Here is a 20,350-nt window from a genome sequence, read left to right as displayed (position 1 = left end):
CGCGACAACGTCACGTCCCGCGCGGGGGTCGGCCTGCTTTTGGCCGGATCGGTAACCTGGTCCGGTGCGGGACGATGCCGGCTGGGACGAGGACGTGCGCCTCGCGGTCTACCACGCGTTCGCCGACCACGGCCGGGCGCCGACCGCGCCGGAGCTGGCCGACGCGGCGGGCGGCTCGCTGGCCGTCGCGAAACAGGCGCTGCACCGCCTCGCCGACGCCCACCACCTGGTGCTCGACGACTGCGAGCACGTCGTGCTGGCGCACCCGTTCGCCGCGAAACCGCTCGGGTTCTCCGTGATGGGCGCGCGCACCCTGTGGTGGGGCGGCTGCGCCTGGGACTCCTTCGCCATCCCGCACCTGGTCGAAGCCGAGCCGGAGGTGCTGGTCGCGACGCGCTGCCCCGGCTGCGGGCAGCCGCACGCGCTGGTCGTGAACCGGGCCGAGCCGCCGGAAGGCGCCCAGGTCGCGCACTTCCTCGTACCCGCATCGCGGATGTGGGACGACGTGCTGCACACGTGCGCGAACCAGCGGCTGTTCTGCTGCGAGTCCTGTGTGGACGCCTGGCTCGCGGAATCCGGGCAGGACAAGGGTTCCGTGCTGGACCTCGTGACGCTGTGGCGGCTCGCGCGCGGCTGGTACGAGGGCAGGCTCGAGCGCGGCTACCGGCGCCGCGAACCGGACAGCGCGGCCGCTTACTTCGCCGAAGCGGGCCTGACGGGGTCGTTCTGGGCCGCCAAGGCCGGAGTCTGATTCACCACATCCGGGTGCCCCGGCGGGCCGCGCACCCGCGGGTTCGGCGAGGATGGGCCGCATGAACGCGCCCGCCGACACCGACCTGCCCGCCCACGTCGAGCGGGCGCTCGCCGGGTTCCTCGACCGGGCCGGCACCGAGATCCTGGCGACCGAGCCGACGGTGGCCGCCGGCATCGACGCGCTGCGCGGGTTCGTGCTCGGCGGCGGCAAGCGGCTGCGCCCGACGTTCGCCTGGTGGGGCTGGCGCGGCGCGGGCGGCGACCCCGAGGGCCCGGACGCCGAGGGCGTGCTGCAGGCGGTGGCCAGCCTCGAGCTGATCCAGGCGTGCGCGCTGATCCACGACGACCTCATCGACTCCTCCGACTCCCGCCGCGGCTTCCCGACCGTGCACATCGCGGGCGCGAAGCTGCACGCCGACCAGGGCTGGCTCGGCTCCCCCGCGACGTTCGGCCTGGCCACCGCGGTGCTGGTCGGCGACCTGGCGCTGGCCTGGGCGGACGACATGTTCGCCGACGCCCCGCTGCCCGCGCGGACGCTCGCCGCGGCCCGCCCGGCGTGGCGCGCGATGCGCACCGAGGTGCTCGCCGGCCAGTACCTCGACGTCCGCACGCAGGCCACCGGCGACGCCTCCGTCGAAGCCGCCCTCAAGATCGACCGGCTCAAAACCGCCGCCTACACGGTCCAGCGGCCGCTGCACCTGGGCGCCGCGCTCGGCGGGGCCGCTCCCGAGCTGATCGCCACGCTGCTGGAGTTCGGCGGCGAGGTCGGCGTCGCGTTCCAGCTGCGCGACGACCTGCTCGGCGTGTTCGGCGACCCGTCGGTCACCGGCAAGCCCGCCGGGGACGACCTGCGCGAGGGCAAGCGCACCCTGCTCGTGGCCCTGGGCCTGCAGCTCGCCGCCGAGAAGGGCGAGCAGGCCGCGGCCACCGTGATCGCGGACGCGATCGGCGACGCCGACCTGTCCGACGAAGGCGTCGAGACCGTCCGGATGGCGTTGCAGCAGGTCGGCGCGGTCGACGCGGTCGAGCGCCGGATCGACGAGCTGACGACGGCGGCGATGGCCGCGCTCGAGCGCGCGCACCTGGCCGAGCCGGCGCCCGCGGCGCTGACCGGCCTGGTCGTCAAGGCCACCCAGCGGACGTACTGACGTGCGGACCATCGAGGGGCCTGCCGACCACGTCGTCGTGATCGGGGCCGGGCTGGCCGGGCTTTCGGCGGCTCTGCACCTGCTCGGCGCGGGCCGGCGCGTCACGCTGCTGGAGCAGGCGGACACCCCGGGCGGACGGGCCGGGCAGCAGAGCTTCGACGGCAACGCGGTCGACACCGGCGCGAGCGTGCTGACCATGCCCGAACTGCTGGAAGAGGCGTTCGCCGCGGTCGGCGAGTCCCTGGCCAAGAACCTGCGCCTGACGCGGCTCGACCCGGCGTACCGGGCGCGCTTCGCCGACGGCAGCTCCCTCGCGCTGCACACCGACGGCGACGCGATGGAAGCCGAGATCCGCGAGTTCGCCGGTGCCCGCGAAGCGGCGGGTTACCGGGCGCTGCGGCGCTGGCTGAGCGAGCTGTACGCGGTGCAGAAGGACCGCTTCATCGGGACGAACTTCGACTCGCCCGCCGACCTGGCCCGCCCCGAGCTGGCGAAGCTCGCCGCGCTGGGCGGGTTCGGCAGGCTCGGCCCGCGCATCAGCCGCTACCTGCTCGACGAGCGCGTCCGGCGGTTGTTCTCCTTCCAGGCGCTCTACGCGGGCCTCGACCCCGCGCGCGCGATCGGCGCGTACGGCGTCATCTCGTACATGGACACCGTCGGCGGCGTCTACTACCCCGAAGGCGGGATGGGCGAGATCGGCCGGGCGCTGACCGGTGCCGCCGCGCGGGCGGGCGCGGCCGTCCGGTTCGGCACCGAAGCCGCCTGGCTCGAACGGGTGAATTCGCGGGTGCGCGCGGTGCGGACGCGCTCGGGCGAGCGGATCGCGTGCGACGCCGTCGTGCTGGCCACCGAGCTGTCCACGGCGTACCGGCTGATCGGCGCGCGGCCCCGGCGTCCGGTGCCGTTGCGCTACTCGCCGTCCGCCGTGGTGCTGCACGGGCGGACCACCGAGAAGTGGGACCTCGGCCACCACACGATCTTCTTCGGCGGTGCCTGGGAGCGGACGTTCGCGGAGATCATCCGCGAGGGGAAGCTGATGAGCGACCCGTCGCTGCTGGTCACACGCCCGACGGCGACCGACCCCGGGCTGGCCGGGCGCGGTGGCGAGATCGTCTCGGTGCTCGCGCCCGCGCCGAACCTGCACCGCGGCCGGGTCGACTGGGACCGCTTGCGCGGGCCGTACCGCGAAGAGCTGTTCCGCACGCTGGAGGCCCGCGGGCTGACCGGCTTCGGCGACGAGTTCAGCGTCGACGAGACCATCACCCCGGCGGACTGGGCGGCGCGCGGGCTCGCGGCGGGGACGCCGTTCTCGCTGGCGCACACGTTCGCGCAGACCGGCCCGTTCCGGCCGGCGAACCTGGTGCGCGCGGCGGGCAACGTCGTGCTCGCCGGCTGCGGCACCACCCCCGGCGTCGGCATCCCGCCGGTGCTCATCTCGGGACGACTGGCGGCGGAAAGGATCACCGGCCGGTGAACGAACTCGACGCCGCGGGCATCACGGCGCCGGACCTGCGGGCCGCGTACACCGAATGCCGGCGCATCAACGCGCACCACGGGCGCACGTTCTTCCTGGCGACCCGGCTGTTGCCGGCCCGCGCCCGCCCGGCGGCGCACGCGCTGTACGGGTTCGCGCGGATGGCCGACGAGCTGGTCGACAACCCGGCCCCGGGCAGCGACCCGGCGGCGGCCCTCGACCGGGTCGGCGACCTGGTCGACGTCGTCTTCGACGGCGGGACCCCGGACGACGCGGTGCTCGTGGCGCTGGCCGACACCGTGCGGCGCTACGACCTTTCGCGCGACCTCTTCGCCGCGTTCCTGAAGTCGATGCGGATGGACCTTTCACCGGTCGAGTTCGCGACGTTCGCCGAGCTGGGCGAGTACGTGTACGGCTCGGCCTCGGTGATCGGGCTGCAGATGCTGCCGGTGTTCGGCACGATCGGGCCGCCGGCCGACGCCGAGCCGGGCGCGATCGCGCTGGGCGAGGCGTTCCAGCTGACGAACTTCCTGCGCGACGTCGGCGAGGACCTCGACCGGGGCCGCCTGTACCTGCCGCTCGACGAACTGGCCGCGTTCGGCGTCTCGCGTTCGCTGCTCGAGGAGCGGCGGCCGGACCCGCGGATCCGCGCGGCGATGGCGTACTTCGTGGCGCGGACGCGGGCGGTGTACCGGCGGGCCGAAGCCGGGGTTCCCTTGCTGCGCCCCGAATCCCGGCCGTGCGTGCGGACGGCGTTGACGCTGTACCAGGGCATCCTCGACGAGATCGTCGCACTGGACTACGACATCCTGACGCGGCGGGCGGTGGTGCCGAAGTCGCGAAGGCTGATAGTTGCCGCGCCAGCCTTGGCGAGGGTCACGCTGAGCCGCCGATCACGGGCGTAACAACAGCGGACCCACCGGCGACTCGACCGCACGGGCCAACGAAGCCGACGCCCGCGGGACGGGGCAGCGAACCTGCAGGCGGCGCGTCAAGCGGCAATGGCCTCGATTCGCGGGTCGCTGGCATCACTCGCGGGCTACGAGTACTTCGAGGCGAAGATCATCCGCCCGACGCTGAAGACCCACGGCGGCTTCCGCACCAAGGCGGACACATCCGCGCGCGTGGCCTGGAAGCTGACGTCCGAGCAGGAGTACTACGTCGACGGCTACCTTGAAGTGCCGGTTTGGTTCGGTTTGGACCAGATCGTCTACCGGGAGAAGATCTTCGGTGCGGGCTGGTCCGCAACCCCGCTGGAGCGGGACAAGGAAAAGGTCTGGCAAGAAGTCCGGACGTACCTCGCAGACCTGGTGGTACTGCTCGACACCCGGACCCGCAACAAGCAGCTCGACCGCGACATCTCGGCGAAGTACGGCCTCGACCACGACCAGGTCGTCGCCGAGCTGGACAGGGTGCTCGGGCTGAGCACGCCCTACCCGACCCCCGAGGAGCTGCCACCAGCTGTCGATCTGGCAGGTCTCGACAAGCTGCTTGTTCGTGAGCGAGCGGCCCGGACGTGGCTCGACCACGGCACCTCGCCGTCGGAGACAGCCTGAACGTCGCAGGCCGGTAGTCGCGCTACCACCGTCGGCCGCGGTCTGGGCGCGCGAAACGTTCCGGAGCGGTCGTAGGCTGCGATCATGACCGAACGACGCATCCGGATCGGCCTGCAGCTCCAGCCGCAGCACGCCGACTACGACACCATCCGGCGCACCGCGTCGGCCGCCGAAGACCTCGGGGCCGACATCGTCTTCAACTGGGACCACTTCTACCCGCTGTACGGCGATCCCGACGGCCTGCACTTCGAGTGCTGGACGATGCTGGGCGCGTGGGCGGAGTCGACGTCCCGGGTGGAGATCGGCGCGCTGGTGACCTGCAACAGCTACCGCAACCCCGAGCTGCTGGCCGACATGGCCCGCACGGTCGACCACATCTCGGGCGGCCGGCTCATCCTCGGCATCGGCTCCGGCTGGTTCGAGAAGGACTACGACGAGTACGGCTACGAGTTCGGCACCGCGGGCGGCCGCCTCGACGACCTGGCGGAGTCGCTGCCGCGCATCGAGTCGCGCCTCGGCAAGCTGAACCCGGCCCCGACCCGCAAGATCCCGGTCCTCATCGGCGGCGGCGGCGAGAAGAAGACGCTCAAGCTGGTGGCCAAGCACGGCGACATCTGGCACGGCTTCGGCGACCCGGAGGTCGTCGAGCGCAAGGTGAAGATCCTCGACCAGCACTGCGCGGACGTCGGCCGCGACCCGGGCGAGATCGAGCGTTCGTGCGGCGTGCAGGGCGAGCCGGACGAGCTGGGCCCGAAGCTGCTCGACCTGGGCGTCACGACGTTCACGGTCGGCGTGGGCGGTCCGGACTACGACCTGGGCGCGCTCGAGAAGTGGGTCGCTTGGCGGGAGAAGACCACCAGCTGAGTTCTCGAGGTGGTCGAGGTCCGAGTGGCCTCGACCACCTTCAGCCGCGGCTGACGACGGCGTACTCGCCGGAGCTGCTGTTCTCCGAGACGACGTAGCCGTCGCCGCGGACGCCCGAGCCGGTCGTCGTGACGCTGTAGGTGATGCGGTTCGCCTTGCGCTGGGCTTCCTCTTCTGCCTTCCGTTGCGCCTCGGCCGCGGCAGCGGAGCTGGCCGCCGCCTTCGAGGACTGTTCGGCAGCCGAGGACGAAGCATCGGCCGCCTCCGAGTTCCGACTTTCCTGGGCTTCCCAGCTCGCCTTCGCGGCGGAACTTTCAGCGGCCGCGGCGACCGGGGTCCGTCGTGCGGACAGTCAGGTCCGAAGTCGCCTCGGCCGTGAGCGCCGGCTTCGGCGAGGTGGCCATGGAGATCGAGCCGACGATGACGACGGCACCCACCGCCGCGGTGATCCACGGCCACCTGGGGCGCCGCTTCGGGTGGGGTGGCGGCTGGACTGCGGGGAAGGTCGTGCGGTTCTCGATTCGGGTCTCGCCGGCACTTCCCCCGCGTCGTCGCGCACGTCCGGCCGGTTGTTGCGGTCCGCAGCGAAGACAGGCCGAAAGACCCGGGCATGACCTCAGTGCGTCACCTTCGCGCGCGGTGCGCGGCGACGCGTTCGCGTGTCGCGCACCGGGGGGAACAAAACCGCCGGGGGCTGCCGCCGCCCGTGTGGGCGAACGGCTTGCCGCACGACGGTGAAGCGCACAACCCTCCCGGGACGTCCTGGCGCTCCGCCAGCAGCGAAGCCAGCCCCAGCGCCGACGACGTCACCAGCCACGCGCGCCACGGGCCGTCGTCCGAGGCGTCGACGTGCAGGTGCCAGCCGTAGCCCTCGTCGTGGTCGGTCAACCGCGGCGGGCGTGCGTATGTCGCGAACAACCCGTTCAGCACCGCGGCCGCCGCAGCGACGTCCGGCGCCGCGAAGACCGGAAGCAGCTCGAGAGCCGCCGCGTGCAGTTCCGGAACGTCGACCTCGGAGAGGTCGGTTTCGCCGTGGGCCAGCAAAACGCGCCGCACCGCCGCCGGATCGGGGTCCGGGAGCAGTACCCGGAGCAGGTCGACCGCGCGCTGCACGGAATCCCGGTGCGGAAACGCCATACCCCACTGTAACGTCTCGCTCATGATAAGGCGTTACCTGGTCGGAGCGACGCTCGCGCGGACCGGGGACGAGCTGTCCGGCCCCGCTCTCCTCCTGCTCGGCCTCACCGCCGGGCCGCACGCCGGGTCCGCGCTGCTCGCCGGGCTGACCGCGGCCGCCGCCGTGGGTGGCCCCCTGTTCGGGGCCCTTCTCGACCGCAGTGCCGTGCCCGGGCGGCTGCTCGCCGTCGCGCTCGCCGGGTACGCCGGAGGGCTCGCGGTCGTCGCCGCCGTCTTCGGGCACCTGCCGCTCGCCGGGGTGGTCGCCGTGGCGGCCGCGGCCGGGCTGCTCAACCCCGCCATCGCGGGCGGCTGGACCGCTCAGCTGCCCGGCGTCGCCGGTCCGGAACTCCCCCGCGCCAGCCGGCTCGACGCCCTCACCTTCACCGCCGCCGCGCTCGCCGGGCCCGGGCTCGCGGGGCTGCTCGGCGGGCCGGCCGGGCTCGTCGTGGCCGTCGCCATGGTCGGCGTCGCGGTGCCGGTGGCGTGGGCGCTGCCGAAGAAACCCGGGAAGGCGACGACCCACCTCAAGGAGGGCTTCACGGTTCTGGTCCGCAACGCCGCGCTCAGGCGGGCGACGGTCGCCTCGACCCTCTCCTGCGCCGGGATCGGCATGGTCACCGTCTGTTACCCACTCCTCGGCGCGGCGCACCTGCGCGGCCCCACGGACGGCGCACTGCTGATGACCGTGCTGGCCGTGGCGTCGCTGCTGGTCAACGCGGTCTTCGCGAAGAAGCCGCTGCCGTGGGCGCCGGACCGGACGGTGTGGCTGAGCACGCTCGTCCTGGCCGCGAGCGCCGTCCTGGCCGCGCTCGCCGACGGCGTGACCCTGCTGCTGGTCGCCGCGGCCACCGCCGGATTGGCCGAAGGTCCGCAGCTCACGGCCTTGTTCGCGATCCGCCACCGGGAAGCGCCCGAGCACGTCCGGGCGCAGGTGTTCACGACGGCGGCGAGCGTGAAGATCACCGGGCTGGCGGCGGGAGCCGCACTGGCCGGTCCGCTGGCCGCGTGGTCGCTCCCCGCGTGCCTCGGCGTCGCCGCGGCCGTTCAGGCCGTCGCGGCGCTCAGCTGTCTGCGCAGGTCAGAACGCCATCGCCTGCGCGCGCCGCTTGACCTCGGTGCCGTGGCTGGTGCGCAGGGCGTTGACCGGGGTACTGCCGGGCAGGGTGTCGTCCGCCGTGAACAGCCACCGGAGCATCTCCGTCCGGCTGAACCCGGAGTCGGCGAGCACCGTGATGGTGCCGGCCAGGCCCTTGACCACGCCGTCCTTGACGAAGAAGTCGCCGGGCACGCACAGTTCGCCGCCGCGCTTCAGCGCGATCAGCTGCCCGTCGCGCAGCATCTGCCGGACCTTGTTGGTCGAAGTCCCGAGCGCTTTCGCGACCTCGGGCAACGGGAGGACCGCGATGGCGGTGTCGAGGACGTCATCGGCGACAGGAATCCCACTCACAGGTGACACTGTGCCACATTCGGCTCCCGCACCCGCTAGTGCGCACGGGTGACCCGCGAGGTCTCCTCCACGAGGCGTGTGCGGTTCCGTACGATCCATACCCGTGACACGCACCCACCCCAGCCTGGCCGGCACGCTCCTCGAGCGGCGCTACCGGGTGGACCGGCTGCTGGCCCACGGCGGGATGTCTTCCGTCTACCGGGGGACCGACACCCGGCTGGACCGTCCGGTCGCGATCAAGATCATGGACCCGCGGTTCGCGGACGACCGGTCGTTCGTCGACCGCTTCGTGCGCGAGGCCCAGTCCGCGGCGCAGCTGCACCACCCGCACGTCGTGGCGGTGCACGACCAGGGCTTCGACCTGCCGCAGGGCGCCGAGTCCGGGCTGGCGTTCCTGGTCATGGAGCTGGTGGACGGCGGGACGCTGCGCGACCTGCTCGACGAGCGGGGTCCCCTGGACATCGCGCTGGCGCTGAGCGTGGCCGAGCCGGTGCTCTCGGCGCTGGCGTCGGCGCACCGGGCCGGGCTGGTGCACCGGGACGTCAAGCCGGAGAACGTGCTGATCGGCCGGTCCGGCCCGCACACCGGCGGCGCGGTGAAGGTCGCGGACTTCGGCCTGGTGCGGGCGGTGGCGAGCGCGGGCACGACGAGCTCGAGCGTCATCCTCGGCACCGTCGCCTACCTCTCCCCCGAGCAGGTCGAAACCGGCTCGGCGTCGGCACGCGGCGACGTCTACTCGGCCGGGATCCTGCTCTACGAAATGCTGACCGGCCAGGTGCCCTACACCGGCGACACGGCGATCTCGGTGGCCTACCGGCACGTGAACGACGACGTGCCGCGCCCGAGCCTGCTGCGCCCGGATCTGCCGCCGGAGCTCGACGACCTGATCACGCGCGCGACGCGCCGCGACCCCGAGCAGCGCCCGGCCGACGCCGGCGAGTTCCTCACCGAGCTGACCGCGGTGCGCGCCCGGCTGGGGCTGCTGCCGGTGAACGTGCCGATCCCGGTCTCCCGCGGCCAGGGCGACCACGCCGACACCGAACGCACCCTGCCGCGCATCCCGCAGGTGCCGGACGGCCAGCGGACGATGCCGGTGCACCGCCCGAACGCGACGCGGGCGCTGAGCCACCCGGGCACCCCGCCGCCGGGGATCACCCAGCAGATCCCGCCCGTCCGCCCCCACCCGCCGCGGCGGCGGAGCGAGCCGGAACCGGAGAAGCCGAAGGACAAGCGCAAGCTCATCGCCATCGTCGCCGGCGCGGCGCTGCTGTTCGGCGGGCTGATCACCGCGTTCGTCTTCATGCTCACCGACACCGGCGGCGACAAGACCGCGACCGTGCCGAAGCTCGTGGGGCTGAACCAGGCCGCGGCCGGCGACGCGCTGCGGTCGGTGAAGCTGACCCCGCAGTTCAGCCAGGAGTACGACAACAGCGTCCCGTCGAACACCGTGCTGCGCGCCGAGCCCGGCGAAGGCACGCCGCTGGCGCCGAACTCGACGGTGTCGGTCGTGCTGTCCAAGGGCCGCCCGGCGGTCCCGGACGTCCGGCCCGGCACCGCGCTGCCCGATGCCGAGAACGCGATCAAGACCGCGCAGCTGACCCCGGTCCGCGGCACCGACGACTACGACGCCGAGGTCCCGCAGGGCGCGGTCATCCGCACCGAGCCCTCCGCCGGCAGCCAGCTGAACATCGGCGGCCAGGTCACGATCATCGTGTCGAAGGGCCCGATCCCGCTGCCGCCGGTCCCGGACGTCGCCGGCCGGAGCAAGGACGAGGCCTTCCAGCTGCTGCAGCAGGCCGGCTTCGAGCCGTTCCAGGCGGGCGAGGAGTTCAAGCAGGACGTCCCGGGCGGCGCCGTCACCCGGACCGACCCGCCGGGCGGCGCGCAGGCGAAGGAAAAGCGGATCGGCGTCTTCGTCAACAACGCCGTCCAGGTGCCGGACGTCCGGTTCCGCTCGTTCGACGACGCGCAGAAGATCCTCGAGCAGGCCGGGCTGAAGGCCGACCGCGACGGCGGCCGCGGGCGCGGCCCGGGCGGCGGCGGGTTCGACTTCGTCTTCAACCAGGACCCGCAGCCGGGGTCGTTCGTGCAGAAGGGCTCCAAGGTCAAGCTCAAGGGCTTCGGCCAGTGATCGGCAGCCGCGGCCGCGTCACCGGCACGATCGGCCCCGGCCTCATCGGCGAGGTGCTGCTGAACGTCCGGGGCGGCACGGAGGCGTTCTACGCCTATCCCGCCGACCCGGACGAGACCTACCGCTCCGGCACGCAGGTGCTCGTGGTCGACTTCGAACCCCCGCGAACGGTTTATGTCGAACGGTGGCAACCGCTGAGCCGCTGACGGCGTCGAAGAGGCACCAACACACCCACAACAGAAGAGCGAGGGGGTCGGTGCCATGAGTCTCGTGGAAATCGTGCTGCTTTCCATCGGTGGTCTCATCGTCGCGCTGGTGGTGATCTTCGGCATCCTGCGGCTGCTCTACAAGGTCGCCGAGCCGAACGAAGCCCTGATCATCTCCGGGCTCGGCGTCCGCGTCGACCGCGCGGACACCGCGGACAGCCTGGGCTTCAAGATCATCACCGGGCGCGGGGTGAACGTCCTGCCCGGCTTCCAGACCGCGCGGCGGCTGTCGCTGGACACCCGGGGCGTCAACCTGCAGGTCTCCTGCGTGACCAAGCAGGGCCTGCCGGTGACCGTGCGGGCCGTCGTCATCTACAAGGTCGGGGACGACTTCGCCTCCATCGCCAACGCCGCCCGCCGGTTCCTGGACCAGCAAAAGGGCATGAACGACACGATCCACGAGCTGTTCTCCGGGCACCTGCGCTCGATCGTGGGCGGGCTGACCATCGAGGAGATGATCCACAACCGCGACGCGCTCACCGGCGAGGTGCGCCAGTCCTCGGCCACGGAGATGATCAAGCTCGGGCTGATCGTGGATTCGCTGCAGATCCAGGAGATCGACGACGAATCGGGCTACATCACCAACCTCGGCAAGCCGCACGCCGCCGCGATCGCCGCTTCGGCCCGCATCGCCGAGGCGCGCAGCGACCAGGAGGCCGCCGAGGTCGAGCAGGTCTCCGCGGCGAAGAAGGCGGCCGCGGTCCGCGAAAGCCAGATCCAGCAGGCCGGTTACCAGGCCGAGGTGGACCAGGCCCGGGCGAAGGCGTCGCAGTCGGGCCCGCTGGCCGAGGCGACCGCGCGCCAGGAGGTCGTCGTCCAGGAGACCCGCGCGGCCGAGCTGGAAGCGGCGCTGGCCGAGCAGCGGCTGCAGTCGCAGGTCCGCAAGCCGGCCGACGCGAAGGCGTACGACACGCGGACGACGGCCGACGCCGCCCGTGACGCTTCGATCGCGAAGGCCCAGGCCGAGGCGAAGGAGACCGAGCTGCGGGCCGCGGCGGACGCGACCCGCGTGAAGACGGCGGCCGAAGCCGAGGCGCAGGCCACGAAGGCCCGGGCGGAGGCGGCGGCCGGGGCGACCCGGGCGACCGGTGAAGCGGAGGCGGCCGCGGCCAAGGCCCGCGGGCTGGCCGACGCGGAGGCCGCGAAGGCGAAGGGTCTCGCCGAAGCGGAGTCGGCCCGGGCGAAGGGTCTCGCCGAGGCGGACGCCATCAAGGCGCGTGCGGCGGCGCTGGCGGAGAACCAGGAAGCCGTCGTCGCGCAGCAGCTGGCCGAGCGCTGGCCGGAGATCGTCGAGGCGGGCGCGAGCGCGTTCGGCAACATCGACCACATGGTCGTGCTCAACGGCGCCGACGGCATGTCCGACATGTTCGCCAAGGCGCTTTCGCTCGGCGGAACCGGTCTCGGCCTGGCCCGGCAGCTCATGGACGCCATGGGCAAGCCGGCCGAGAACGAGCTCGACGAAGGCGCGCGCAAGAACGGCGAGCTCAAGCTGAGCGACTGACCGGCCACGGAGCGTACGGCCCCGGTGTCCCGGATCACGGGAAGCCGGGGCCGTACGCCCGATCGGGGGCGGCAATTCCCCGGCCGTTGTCCTACCGTGGGCGCATGGTGCCGGACTGCGTGTCGCGGGCCGTCCGATGAGCTTCTTCACCGGCGGTCCCCGTGAACGTCCCCTGTTCCCCGTCCCGGAGCAGGAGCTGTACGCGTTCAACGGCCGGCACTGGACCGACGCCCCGCGCGAGCACATCGTCCCGGCCGTGCTGAGCTGGGCTCAGCCGCTGGGCCGCGCCGACCGCACGGTGGTCGCGCTGCGGGCCATCGAGGTGTGGCCGGAGGCGCTGACGCTGCGCATCACGGTGTACTCGCGGGACAGCCTGCTCGACGACCCCGCCGAGGGGCTGATCGACCACCGGCGCAAGCCGGACTACAACGGGCTGCTGATCGGCGTGCTCTACGCCGACGGCAGCCGGGCCAGCTCGGAAACGGTGTCGGTGCCCTCGGCCGCCGAGCCCGACGGCCCGGTGCTGCGGGCGCAGGCGGCGGGCGGTACGCGCTTCGCCGTCGAGCACGAGGTGTTCCTGTGGCCGCTGCCCCCGGCCGGCCCGCTCAAGCTCGTCGTGCAGTGGACCGACCGGGAAATCCCGGAGACCCGGACGACCCTCGACGGCGGCGCGATCCGGGCCGCGGCGAAGGACGCCGCGGAGATCTGGCCGGGACTCGGCAAGCGGCAGGCGAACGGCCTGCCGGTCCGCCGGGTCGGCAAGCAAGTGGCACTGACCCCCGATTGGGGGACCCCGGTGGTGCGGGCAGAGCAGCCCGGATCCACCCCGGGCGAGTGACCACCAGCTGATCTGTGACCCCGGGCACCGCGACCCGGGGTATCTCGAATGGATGAACGGGGTGAGTAGTTAGCGTCGTGGAAACACTTCGACCACCCGGCCGTCATGTCGGGCTGGTGCAGTGGATCCCCTCCTCCTGACGCACGTGGCCGTGCACCCGCGAACCAGGAAAGGTCGCCCATGGCAGGCTCGCCGCTCAGCGCTCTCGACGTCGCTTTCCTTTGCCTGGAAAGCGAAACCTCCCCGATGCACATGGGGGCGGTGCTCACGTTCACCCCCCGCCTCCCCGTGGACTCCGGGGCTCTGACGGCGCTCCTCGCCGACCGGGCCGCGCGGCTGCCGAAGCTGCGCCAGCGGGCGCGCGCGGAGCTGTTCCCTCCCGGCGCCGCCAGCTGGACCGAGGACGCGGGATTCGTTGCCACCGAACACATCCACCACGTCGTGCTCAGCTCGCTCTACGATCCGGACCCCTTGGCGGCGTTCGCGTCGCGGTGGATCGCCGAGCCGCTGGACACCACCCGCCCGCTGTGGGACCTCACCGTCGTGACCGGGCTGCCGGACGGGAAGTTCGCGCTGCTGCTCAAGCTGCACCACGCGCTCACCGACGGCGCCGGGGCGTACGCGGTCGCGGCCGGCCTGCTCGACGGCGTCAAGCTGCCGGAGCGGAGCACCGCGCTGCCCCGGGCGATCCCGGCGCCGCGCTCCACTTTGGACACGGTGAAGGACGCGCTGGGCACGGCGTGGGGGCAGGCGAACGAGACCGCCGGGATCGCCTCGTCCCTCGTGCGGGCCGCGCGGCCGCCGCTCTCGCCGGTGTCGGCGCCGACGTCGGCCGAACGACGCCTCGGGTTCGTGCGGCTGCCGCTGGCGGAGCTGCGCCGGGTGCGCCGGGCCCACGGCGGCACCACGAACGACGTCGTGCTGGCGGTGCTCTCCGGCGCGCTGCGCGAATGGCTGGTCAACCGCGGCCGGCGCGCCGACGGCCGCACGCTGCGCGCGCTGATCCCGGTGAGCGTGCGCGGCCGGGCGGGCGGTGGGCTCGGCGGCAACAAGCTGTCCGGCTACCTGTGCGACCTGCCGGTCGGCGAAGACGACCCGGTCGAGCGGCTGCGCGCGGTCCGCCGCGCGATGACCCGCAACAAGGCGGCGGGCCCCAGCCGGGGTGCCGGCGCGCTGCCGCTGCTGGCCGACCGCGTCCCGCCGCTGCTGCACCGCCTGGGCACGCGCACCGCGGGCTTGGCCGCGCCGATGCTGTTCGACCTGGTCGTCACCACGGTCCCGGTGCCACCGGCCCGCCTGTCGATCGACGGCGCCCGGCTGGCGGAGATCTACCCGTTCGTGCCGCTGGCCCCGCGGCACGCGGTCGGCATCGCGGTGGCCACCTACCGCGACTCGGTCCACGTCGGGTTGCAGGTCAACGGCGCGGCGGTGCCGGACGTCGGCTCGCTGCGCGACGCGGTGCTGAAGTCCGCGGACCGGCTCGTGGACGCGTCCTAAGGTGTCACGCCCGCCGCGCCGACCACTTCCAGGAACGCCAGTGCCTCGGCGCTTCGGGAGCCGGGCGGTGCGGTGTAGAGCACGAGGTGCTGGTCGTCGCCCGCCAGGGTGAGGGAGTCGCAGTCGACGGTCACCTCGCCCACGGCCGGGTGCCGGAAGGTCTTGGTGAGCACCGGCGCCGCGTGCACGTCGTGGCGCTCCCACAGCCGGGCGAAGTCGGCGCTGCCCGCGCGCAGCTCGTCGACCAGCCCGCGCACCGCCGGGTCGGCCGGGTAGCGGGCCAGGGTCGCGCGCAGTTCCATGACGACGTTGAGCCGGAACTCGGCGGTGTCGGAGACCCGGTACAGGGACCCGGCCGGCGCGAGGAACGCCTTGCGGGCGAGGTTGCGCTCCTCGGGCGGGACCGCAGCGAAGTCCGCCATCAGGGCCGCCGCGAGGTCGTTCCACGCCAGCACCTCGAACGTGGCGGAGACGACGAAGGCGGCCGTCTGCGGCAGCCGCTGCAGCAGCGCCAGGATGCTGGGGCGCACGGCACGGCGGTGGTGCCCGCTCCGGATCGGCGCGGTCCCCGCCAGGACGTGCAGGTGCTCGGCCTCGGCGCCGGTCAGCCGCAGCGCCTCGGCGATACCGGCCAGCACCTCGCCCGACGGGCGCGGCGCCCGGCCCTGCTCGAGGCGGACGTAGTACTCGGTGGAGATGTGCGCGAGCACCGCGACCTCCTCGCGGCGCAGTCCCGGCGTTCTCCGGCGCGGCCCCGAGGGCAGGCCGGCGTCCGACGGCCGCAGCCGCTCACGGCGGCTGCGGAGGAAGGCTCCGAGCTCTTGCTTGTCCACCCCTCCAGTATGCGAAGGGCGCGGCGCCGGATCCTGGTACGACCTGTGCCTGTCTCGCGGCTCCGGGCCGGGGCAGCGTCGAAGGCATGACGAACTCCCGTGACTTCCGCTCGCTCGGCCTGCTCGCCGGCAAGGTCGTGCTCATCACCGGCGCCAGCCGCGGCATCGGCGCGGCCGCGGCCCACCTCTTCGCCCGCGAAGGCGCCTCCGTCGTGCTGGCCGCGCGCACCACCGCGTCCCTCGACGCCCTCGCCGCCGAGATCCGGGCCGAGGGCGGCACCGCCGACGGCGTCGCGCTGGACCTGGCCGATCCCGGGAGCATCCGGGCCGCCGTCGACCAGGTCGAGCGGCGGCACGGCCGGCTGGACGGCGCGTTCAACAACGGCGCGGCCATCCAGTCCCCCGGTCCGCTCGACACCACCGGCGAGGACGACATCGACCGGCAGTTCGCGGTGAACTTCCGCGGGCACTGGACGGCCATGACCGCGGAGGCCGCGCTCATGCGCCGCACGGGCGGCGGGGCGATCGTCAACACGTCGAGCATCGGCAGCCGCCGCGCCAACCCCGCCCTGCCCGCCTACGGCGCCATGAAGCGGGCGCTGAACAGCATCACCGAGACCGCGGCCGTGACGTGGGGCCCGCACGGCATCCGCGTCAACGGCCTCACCCCCGGCGGCACCGCCACGGACATGATCGACGAGTGGGAAGCCGCGACCCCCGGGATCGTCGAGCGGATCACCGCCTCGATCCCGCTGGGGCGGATGGCCGAGCCCCGCGAGGTCGCCGAGGCGGCCGCCTGGCTGCTCAGCGACCGCGCGTCGATGGTGACCGGCGCGATCGTGCCGGTCGACGGCGGCGCGGGCGCGTGAGCCGTCAGCCGCGGAGCATCTCCGCGACCAGGAAGGCCAGCTCCAGCGACTGCTGCGTGTTCAGCCGCGGGTCGCAGGCCGTCTCGTAGCGGCCCGACAGGTCGACGTCGGAGATCTCCTGGGCGCCGCCGAGGCACTCGGTGACGTCCTCGCCGGTCAGCTCGACGTGGATGCCGCCCGGGTAGGTGCCCAGCTTGTTGTGCACCTCGAAGAAGCCCTGGACCTCGTCGACGATCCGGTCGAAGTGCCGGGTCTTGTAGCCGGTGGACGACTCGTGCGTGTTGCCGTGCATCGGGTCGCACTGCCAGATGACCTTGTGCCCGGACGCCTCGACCTTCTCGACGATCGCCGGCAGCACCTCGCGGACCTTGCCGTTGCCCATCCGCGCGATGAGCGTCAGCCGGCCGGGCTCGTTGCGCGGGTCGAGCCGCTCGACGTACTCCACGGCCTGGTCGGGCGTGGTCGTCGGGCCGATCTTCAACCCGATCGGGTTGGCCAGCAGCTCGGCGAACGCGATGTGCGCGCCGTCCAGCTGGCGGGTCCGCTCGCCGACCCAGAGGAAGTGCGAGGACAGGTTGTAGAGCTTCGGGTCGGCCGCGTCGGCGTTGTCCAGGCGCAGCATCGAGCGCTCGTAGTCGAGCAGCAGCGCTTCGTGGCTGGCGAAGATCTCCGTCGACTGCAACGACGTGTCGGTGACCCCGCACGCCGACATGAACCGCAGGCCGCGGTCGATTTCGTTGGCCAGCGCCTCGAAGCGCTGGGCCGCCGGCGAGGCCGACACGAAGTCCTTGTTCCAGTCGTGCACCTGGTGCAGGTCGGCCATGCCGGCGCCGGTGAGGGCGCGGACCAGGTTCATCGCGGCGCCCGCGTTCGCGTAGGCGCGGATCATCCGGCCGGGGTCCGGCACGCGCAGCTCGGGCTTGGCGACCAGCGAGTTGATGATGTCGCCGCGGTAGACCGGCAGGCCCAGCGCGTCCGTCGCGGCCGACCGCGGCTTCGCGTACTGGCCGGCGATGCGCCCGACCTTGACCACCGGCAGGCTCGCGCCGTAGGTCAGCACGACGGCCATCTGCAGCAGCGTGCGCAGGTTGGCCCGGATGTGCGGCTCGGTGTTGGACTCGAACGTCTCGGCGCAGTCGCCACCCTGCAGGAGGAACGCCTCGCCGCGGGCGACCATGGCCAGCCGGTCCTTGAGCCGGTCGATCTCGGCCGGGACCGTGATCGGCGGCACGCTCTCGAGCACGCCGCGGACCCGGCGGGTCGCGTCCGGGTCGGGCCACTCCGGCTGCTGCGCGGCCGGCCGGGCCAGCGCGTCGTCCAGCCGCTCCCGCAGACCGGGCGGCAGCGGCGGCAGTTCGGGCAGTGTGTCGACGGGGACGTCCACAGTCCAGTTCACGCAGACCAGGATAAGGTTCGCGCCTCACGGCGTTCCGCCCGGTCAGCCCAGGCCCCCTGAGCTGCGGACGTCATCGGCACGGCCCGTCCGCCGCCGGGAAGACCCCGTCGCGCAGGTAGCCCAGCACCAGTCGGTTGCCGCACGCGTTCTCCCGCGTGAAGACGCCGTGCCCGCCGGCGTCGACGGTCACCAGCCGCGCCCGGGACCCGAAAGCCGCTCGCGTTTCGCGCGCGCCGGACAGCGGGGTCGCCGGGTCGCGCAGGTTCTGCACCAGCAGGACGTTCGCCGGGCCGAGGCCGCCCACGCGCACCGCCGGTTCCGCGCGTCCGGCGGGCCAGAACGCGCACGGGTTCACGTTCGCCGCGGCCGGGCCGAACATCGGGTGGCGGCGCCGTTCGCGCTCGACCACGAGCTGGTAGGTGCCGATCCGCCCGGGCCAGTCGGAGTCGTTGCACAGCACCTGCAGCTGGAGGGCGGCGTGGTTGTCCCCGTCGAGGGACCCGCCCGCGGCCCGCGCGGTGCCCGCCCAGTCCGCGGCGAGGACGGGGAACAGCGCGTCGTCGTAGAGCGCGTTCCACGTGCCGGCCCGGAACCCCGGTCCACGAGCGGCGGCGAGTGCGAAGAACTTCGCCGTCACCGCCGCCTCGGTCCGGCCCAGGTGGTAGACGTCGTCGCGCCGCGCGGCCCACGCCGCGAAGTCCGGGAAGCGGTCGTCGAACCCTTCCGCGAACCGCAGCTGGGCGCGGTAGTCCAGGCCGCCCGGTCCGAGCACGCTGTCCAGCACGATCCGGTCCCCGCGCCCGGGGAACATCGAGGCGTAGGCGGCGCCGAGGTAGCTGCCGTACGAGACGCCGTAATAGGAGATCTTCTCCTCCCCGAGCGCCTCGCGGATCCGGTCGAGGTCGCGCGCGGTGTTCGCGGTCGTCATGTGCGGCAGCAGGTCCTTTGTGGACGCGGTCGCGCATTGCCGCACGACGGCCCGCGCTTTCACGGCGGTGGCGGCGACGTCCCGGGGTCCTTCGGCGTAGGGCCCGAGCACCGCGCCGCGCTGCTCCGGCGTCAGGTCGCAGGTGACCGGCGTGCTGTAGCCGGTGCCCCGGGGGTCGAAACCGATGACGTCGTAGGCGTCGGGCAGGCCGGACCCGCCCATCCGCTGCGCCAGCTGGGCGGGCATGGCGAGCCCGGGACTGCCGGGCCCGCCGGGGTTCATCAGCAGCACCCCGCGCCTCTTGCCCGGGACACCGGCGCGGCGCGAGAGGGTCAGCTCGATGGTGCGCTCCGGGTGCGCGTAGTCGAGCGGGACGCGCAAGGTCGCGCATTCGAGCCCCACGGTCGGAGACGGGCTCAGGCCGTAGTCCGGGCAGGGAACCGTCCACTTCGGACTCGGGGCGGCTTCGGCCGGCGGAGCGGCGAGAACGCGCAGGAAGGCGAGCGACAGCAGTATTTTCCGCATGCCCGCAAGCCTGGCCCGCCGATGCGCGGCGGACGTCAGCCCAGGGGCCGGAACCGCGGCTCCACCCCCGGGCTGACGACGGTCACGCGGCTTGCGCGCGGTTGTACAGGTTCTGCGCGTCGGTGCCGAAGTACGGCCCGAACATGTAGCCCGGCAGGAAGGTGTAGCCGAAGCTGTTGACCGAAGCCTGCACGCCGGTGCCGGTGCTCTCGTCGAACGAAAGGAACCACGGCCCGCCGCTGGAGCCGCCAGTCATGTCGCAGTTCATGCCGTGGTCCTTGGTGAGCAGGAAGTCGGTGAAGGTACTCCCGCTGCAGTAGATCAGCTTCGTCCCGTCGTACGGCGCGGCGGCCGGGTAGCCGAAGGTGTACATGCTCTGGTTCTTCGGCTGGTTGAAGGCGATCCCCTGCGCGCCCACAACGTCCGTGAGCCGCTGCCCGTTCAGCGGGTTGACGACGGCCATGCCGACGTCGTAGTTCATGTCCTCACCGGCTTCCCACTGCGGCGTGGTGAGCGTGGTCTTCGCGGCCCACTGGCCGTAGGGCGCGTTGCCGTTGGTGTACCCGGGCACGAAGACCCATTCGGTGTGCCAGGTGCCCTGGTACTTGACGCAGTGCCCGGCGGTGACGACGACACTGCCGTTGGCGCTGGTGACGGCGTCCCCGGAGCAGGACGCTTTCTGCCCGTTGAAGAGGAAGAACACCCGCCCGGCGGTCTGGGTGACCTTGCCACCGCCGGTCCAGGCTCCTCCGGCGTTGGGGATGCTCCGGATGATCGCGCTCTGCCCCTTGGCCACGTCTTTCGGCGTGGAGGCGGGGACCTTGACGAGGTTGTCCATCGGAACGGCCGCCCGCATGGCATCGGGCGTCCAGAAGGGTTTCGCCGCTGCCTGAGCGGGCGTGCTGACGAGGCCGAACACAAGCGAAAGGACGGCGGTGAGGACCGCGGCCCGGAATGTCGTGCGCTTCAAGACACCCACCTTCCGCGAAAGTGAATTGCCGCAAAAGCGGCACAGCTACTCGAAAGTAGTTGTCCTGACACGGAGCGCACACCGCCGTTCGGCGGTCGCCGTGGCCGCCGGTCGACGTAGTCATCCCTCTTCGGAGGCAAGGCCCAGCCGGGCCTCCTGGAGCGTGACGAACTGG

General features: G+C 72.9%; 20 protein-coding genes. 12 read left to right on the top strand and 8 right to left on the bottom strand.

The window, feature by feature from the left end; all coding sequences use genetic code 11:
* Positions 1 to 64 precede the first annotated feature (64 nt).
* The 6 genes from merB (at position 65) to ACLJQM_RS43695 (ending at position 5,795) form a co-directional block, all read left to right on the top strand.
* Entirely contained in the window at positions 65 to 751 is a 687-nt protein-coding gene (merB, locus tag ACLJQM_RS43720; protein ID WP_410636134.1) for an organomercurial lyase, read from the top strand.
* Between the two features lie 61 nt (positions 752 to 812).
* Positions 813 to 1,901: a polyprenyl synthetase family protein gene (locus ACLJQM_RS43715; protein ID WP_360766499.1), complete on the top strand. Its 1,089-nt coding sequence runs from the start codon at positions 813 to 815 to the stop codon at positions 1,899 to 1,901.
* Between the two features lies 1 nt (position 1,902).
* Positions 1,903 to 3,375, top strand: coding sequence for a phytoene desaturase family protein (crtI, locus tag ACLJQM_RS43710; protein WP_360766496.1), 1,473 nt, complete (start codon positions 1,903 to 1,905; stop codon positions 3,373 to 3,375).
* Positions 3,372 to 4,280 (top strand): phytoene/squalene synthase family protein, encoded by a 909-nt coding sequence (locus tag ACLJQM_RS43705; RefSeq protein WP_410636133.1) that lies wholly within the window; start codon positions 3,372 to 3,374, stop codon positions 4,278 to 4,280. The genes crtI and ACLJQM_RS43705 overlap by 4 nt, the downstream gene beginning before the upstream one ends.
* Positions 4,281 to 4,376: 96 nt before the next feature.
* A complete protein-coding gene (locus ACLJQM_RS43700) occupies positions 4,377 to 4,931 on the top strand; it encodes a hypothetical protein (protein WP_410636132.1) in 555 nt (184 codons plus the stop codon).
* 84 nt (positions 4,932 to 5,015) lie between these two features.
* Positions 5,016 to 5,795: an LLM class F420-dependent oxidoreductase gene (locus tag ACLJQM_RS43695; RefSeq protein WP_247012338.1), complete on the top strand. Its 780-nt coding sequence runs from the start codon at positions 5,016 to 5,018 to the stop codon at positions 5,793 to 5,795.
* 624 nt (positions 5,796 to 6,419) lie between these two features.
* Here the strand turns inward: ACLJQM_RS43695 and ACLJQM_RS43690 are convergent.
* The 4 genes from ACLJQM_RS43690 to ACLJQM_RS43675 form a co-directional block, all read right to left on the bottom strand.
* On the bottom strand, positions 6,420 to 6,932 hold the full coding sequence (locus tag ACLJQM_RS43690) for a CGNR zinc finger domain-containing protein (protein ID WP_360767415.1): 513 nt from the start codon (positions 6,930 to 6,932) through the stop codon (positions 6,420 to 6,422).
* A gap of 360 nt (positions 6,933 to 7,292) precedes the next feature.
* On the bottom strand, positions 7,293 to 7,592 hold the full coding sequence (locus ACLJQM_RS43685) for a hypothetical protein (protein ID WP_410636131.1): 300 nt from the start codon (positions 7,590 to 7,592) through the stop codon (positions 7,293 to 7,295).
* A gap of 6 nt (positions 7,593 to 7,598) precedes the next feature.
* Positions 7,599 to 7,937 (bottom strand): hypothetical protein, encoded by a 339-nt coding sequence (locus ACLJQM_RS43680; RefSeq protein WP_410636130.1) that lies wholly within the window; start codon positions 7,935 to 7,937, stop codon positions 7,599 to 7,601.
* A gap of 115 nt (positions 7,938 to 8,052) precedes the next feature.
* Positions 8,053 to 8,421: an Rv2175c family DNA-binding protein gene (locus ACLJQM_RS43675; protein WP_360766479.1), complete on the bottom strand. Its 369-nt coding sequence runs from the start codon at positions 8,419 to 8,421 to the stop codon at positions 8,053 to 8,055.
* Between the two features lie 103 nt (positions 8,422 to 8,524).
* Between ACLJQM_RS43675 and pknB the strand changes: the two genes are divergently transcribed.
* The 5 genes from pknB to ACLJQM_RS43650 all read left to right on the top strand — a co-directional run bounded on the left by pknB (position 8,525) and on the right by ACLJQM_RS43650 (position 14,654).
* Complete coding sequence (gene pknB / locus ACLJQM_RS43670; protein ID WP_410636129.1) at positions 8,525 to 10,552, top strand: Stk1 family PASTA domain-containing Ser/Thr kinase; 2,028 nt, start codon at positions 8,525 to 8,527, stop codon at positions 10,550 to 10,552.
* Positions 10,549 to 10,758 (top strand): hypothetical protein, encoded by a 210-nt coding sequence (locus tag ACLJQM_RS43665; RefSeq protein WP_247012350.1) that lies wholly within the window; start codon positions 10,549 to 10,551, stop codon positions 10,756 to 10,758. The genes pknB and ACLJQM_RS43665 overlap by 4 nt, the downstream gene beginning before the upstream one ends.
* 55 nt (positions 10,759 to 10,813) lie before the next feature.
* Entirely contained in the window at positions 10,814 to 12,319 is a 1,506-nt protein-coding gene (locus ACLJQM_RS43660) for a flotillin family protein (protein ID WP_247012352.1), read from the top strand.
* A 136-nt stretch (positions 12,320 to 12,455) separates the two neighbouring features.
* Complete coding sequence (locus ACLJQM_RS43655; RefSeq protein ID WP_247012353.1) at positions 12,456 to 13,157, top strand: hypothetical protein; 702 nt, start codon at positions 12,456 to 12,458, stop codon at positions 13,155 to 13,157.
* 180 nt (positions 13,158 to 13,337) lie between these two features.
* Positions 13,338 to 14,654, top strand: coding sequence for a wax ester/triacylglycerol synthase family O-acyltransferase (locus ACLJQM_RS43650; RefSeq protein ID WP_410636128.1), 1,317 nt, complete (start codon positions 13,338 to 13,340; stop codon positions 14,652 to 14,654).
* Here the strand turns inward: ACLJQM_RS43650 and ACLJQM_RS43645 are convergent.
* The gene (locus ACLJQM_RS43645; protein WP_410636127.1) at positions 14,651 to 15,487 is read right to left on the bottom strand and encodes a helix-turn-helix transcriptional regulator; all 837 of its coding nucleotides are present in this window, start codon (positions 15,485 to 15,487) and stop codon (positions 14,651 to 14,653) included. The two genes, ACLJQM_RS43650 and ACLJQM_RS43645, sit on opposite strands and share 4 nt — an antisense overlap.
* An 86-nt stretch (positions 15,488 to 15,573) precedes the next feature.
* Here ACLJQM_RS43645 and ACLJQM_RS43640 point away from each other — a divergent pair, with 86 nt between their 5' ends.
* Positions 15,574 to 16,356 (top strand): SDR family NAD(P)-dependent oxidoreductase, encoded by a 783-nt coding sequence (locus ACLJQM_RS43640; protein ID WP_410636126.1) that lies wholly within the window; start codon positions 15,574 to 15,576, stop codon positions 16,354 to 16,356.
* 4 nt (positions 16,357 to 16,360) lie between these two features.
* Here ACLJQM_RS43640 and ACLJQM_RS43635 read toward each other — a convergent pair whose 3' ends face one another.
* The 3 genes from ACLJQM_RS43635 to ACLJQM_RS43625 form a co-directional block, all read right to left on the bottom strand.
* Positions 16,361 to 17,752 (bottom strand): class II 3-deoxy-7-phosphoheptulonate synthase, encoded by a 1,392-nt coding sequence (locus tag ACLJQM_RS43635; protein ID WP_247012357.1) that lies wholly within the window; start codon positions 17,750 to 17,752, stop codon positions 16,361 to 16,363.
* Between the two features lie 70 nt (positions 17,753 to 17,822).
* A complete protein-coding gene (locus ACLJQM_RS43630) occupies positions 17,823 to 19,205 on the bottom strand; it encodes an alpha/beta hydrolase (RefSeq protein ID WP_410636125.1) in 1,383 nt (460 codons plus the stop codon).
* A gap of 82 nt (positions 19,206 to 19,287) precedes the next feature.
* Positions 19,288 to 20,175 carry a trypsin-like serine peptidase gene (locus ACLJQM_RS43625; protein ID WP_410636124.1) on the bottom strand — a complete coding sequence of 296 codons (888 nt, stop codon included), beginning with the start codon at positions 20,173 to 20,175 and terminating at the stop codon, positions 19,288 to 19,290.
* Positions 20,176 to 20,350 lie beyond the last annotated feature (175 nt).

It is taken from the genome of Amycolatopsis sp. cmx-4-83 (assembly GCF_046548815.1).
Taxonomy (GTDB): Bacteria; Actinomycetota; Actinomycetes; order Mycobacteriales; family Pseudonocardiaceae; genus Amycolatopsis; species Amycolatopsis pretoriensis_A.
This window is presented reverse-complemented; position numbering and strand designations above follow the sequence as displayed.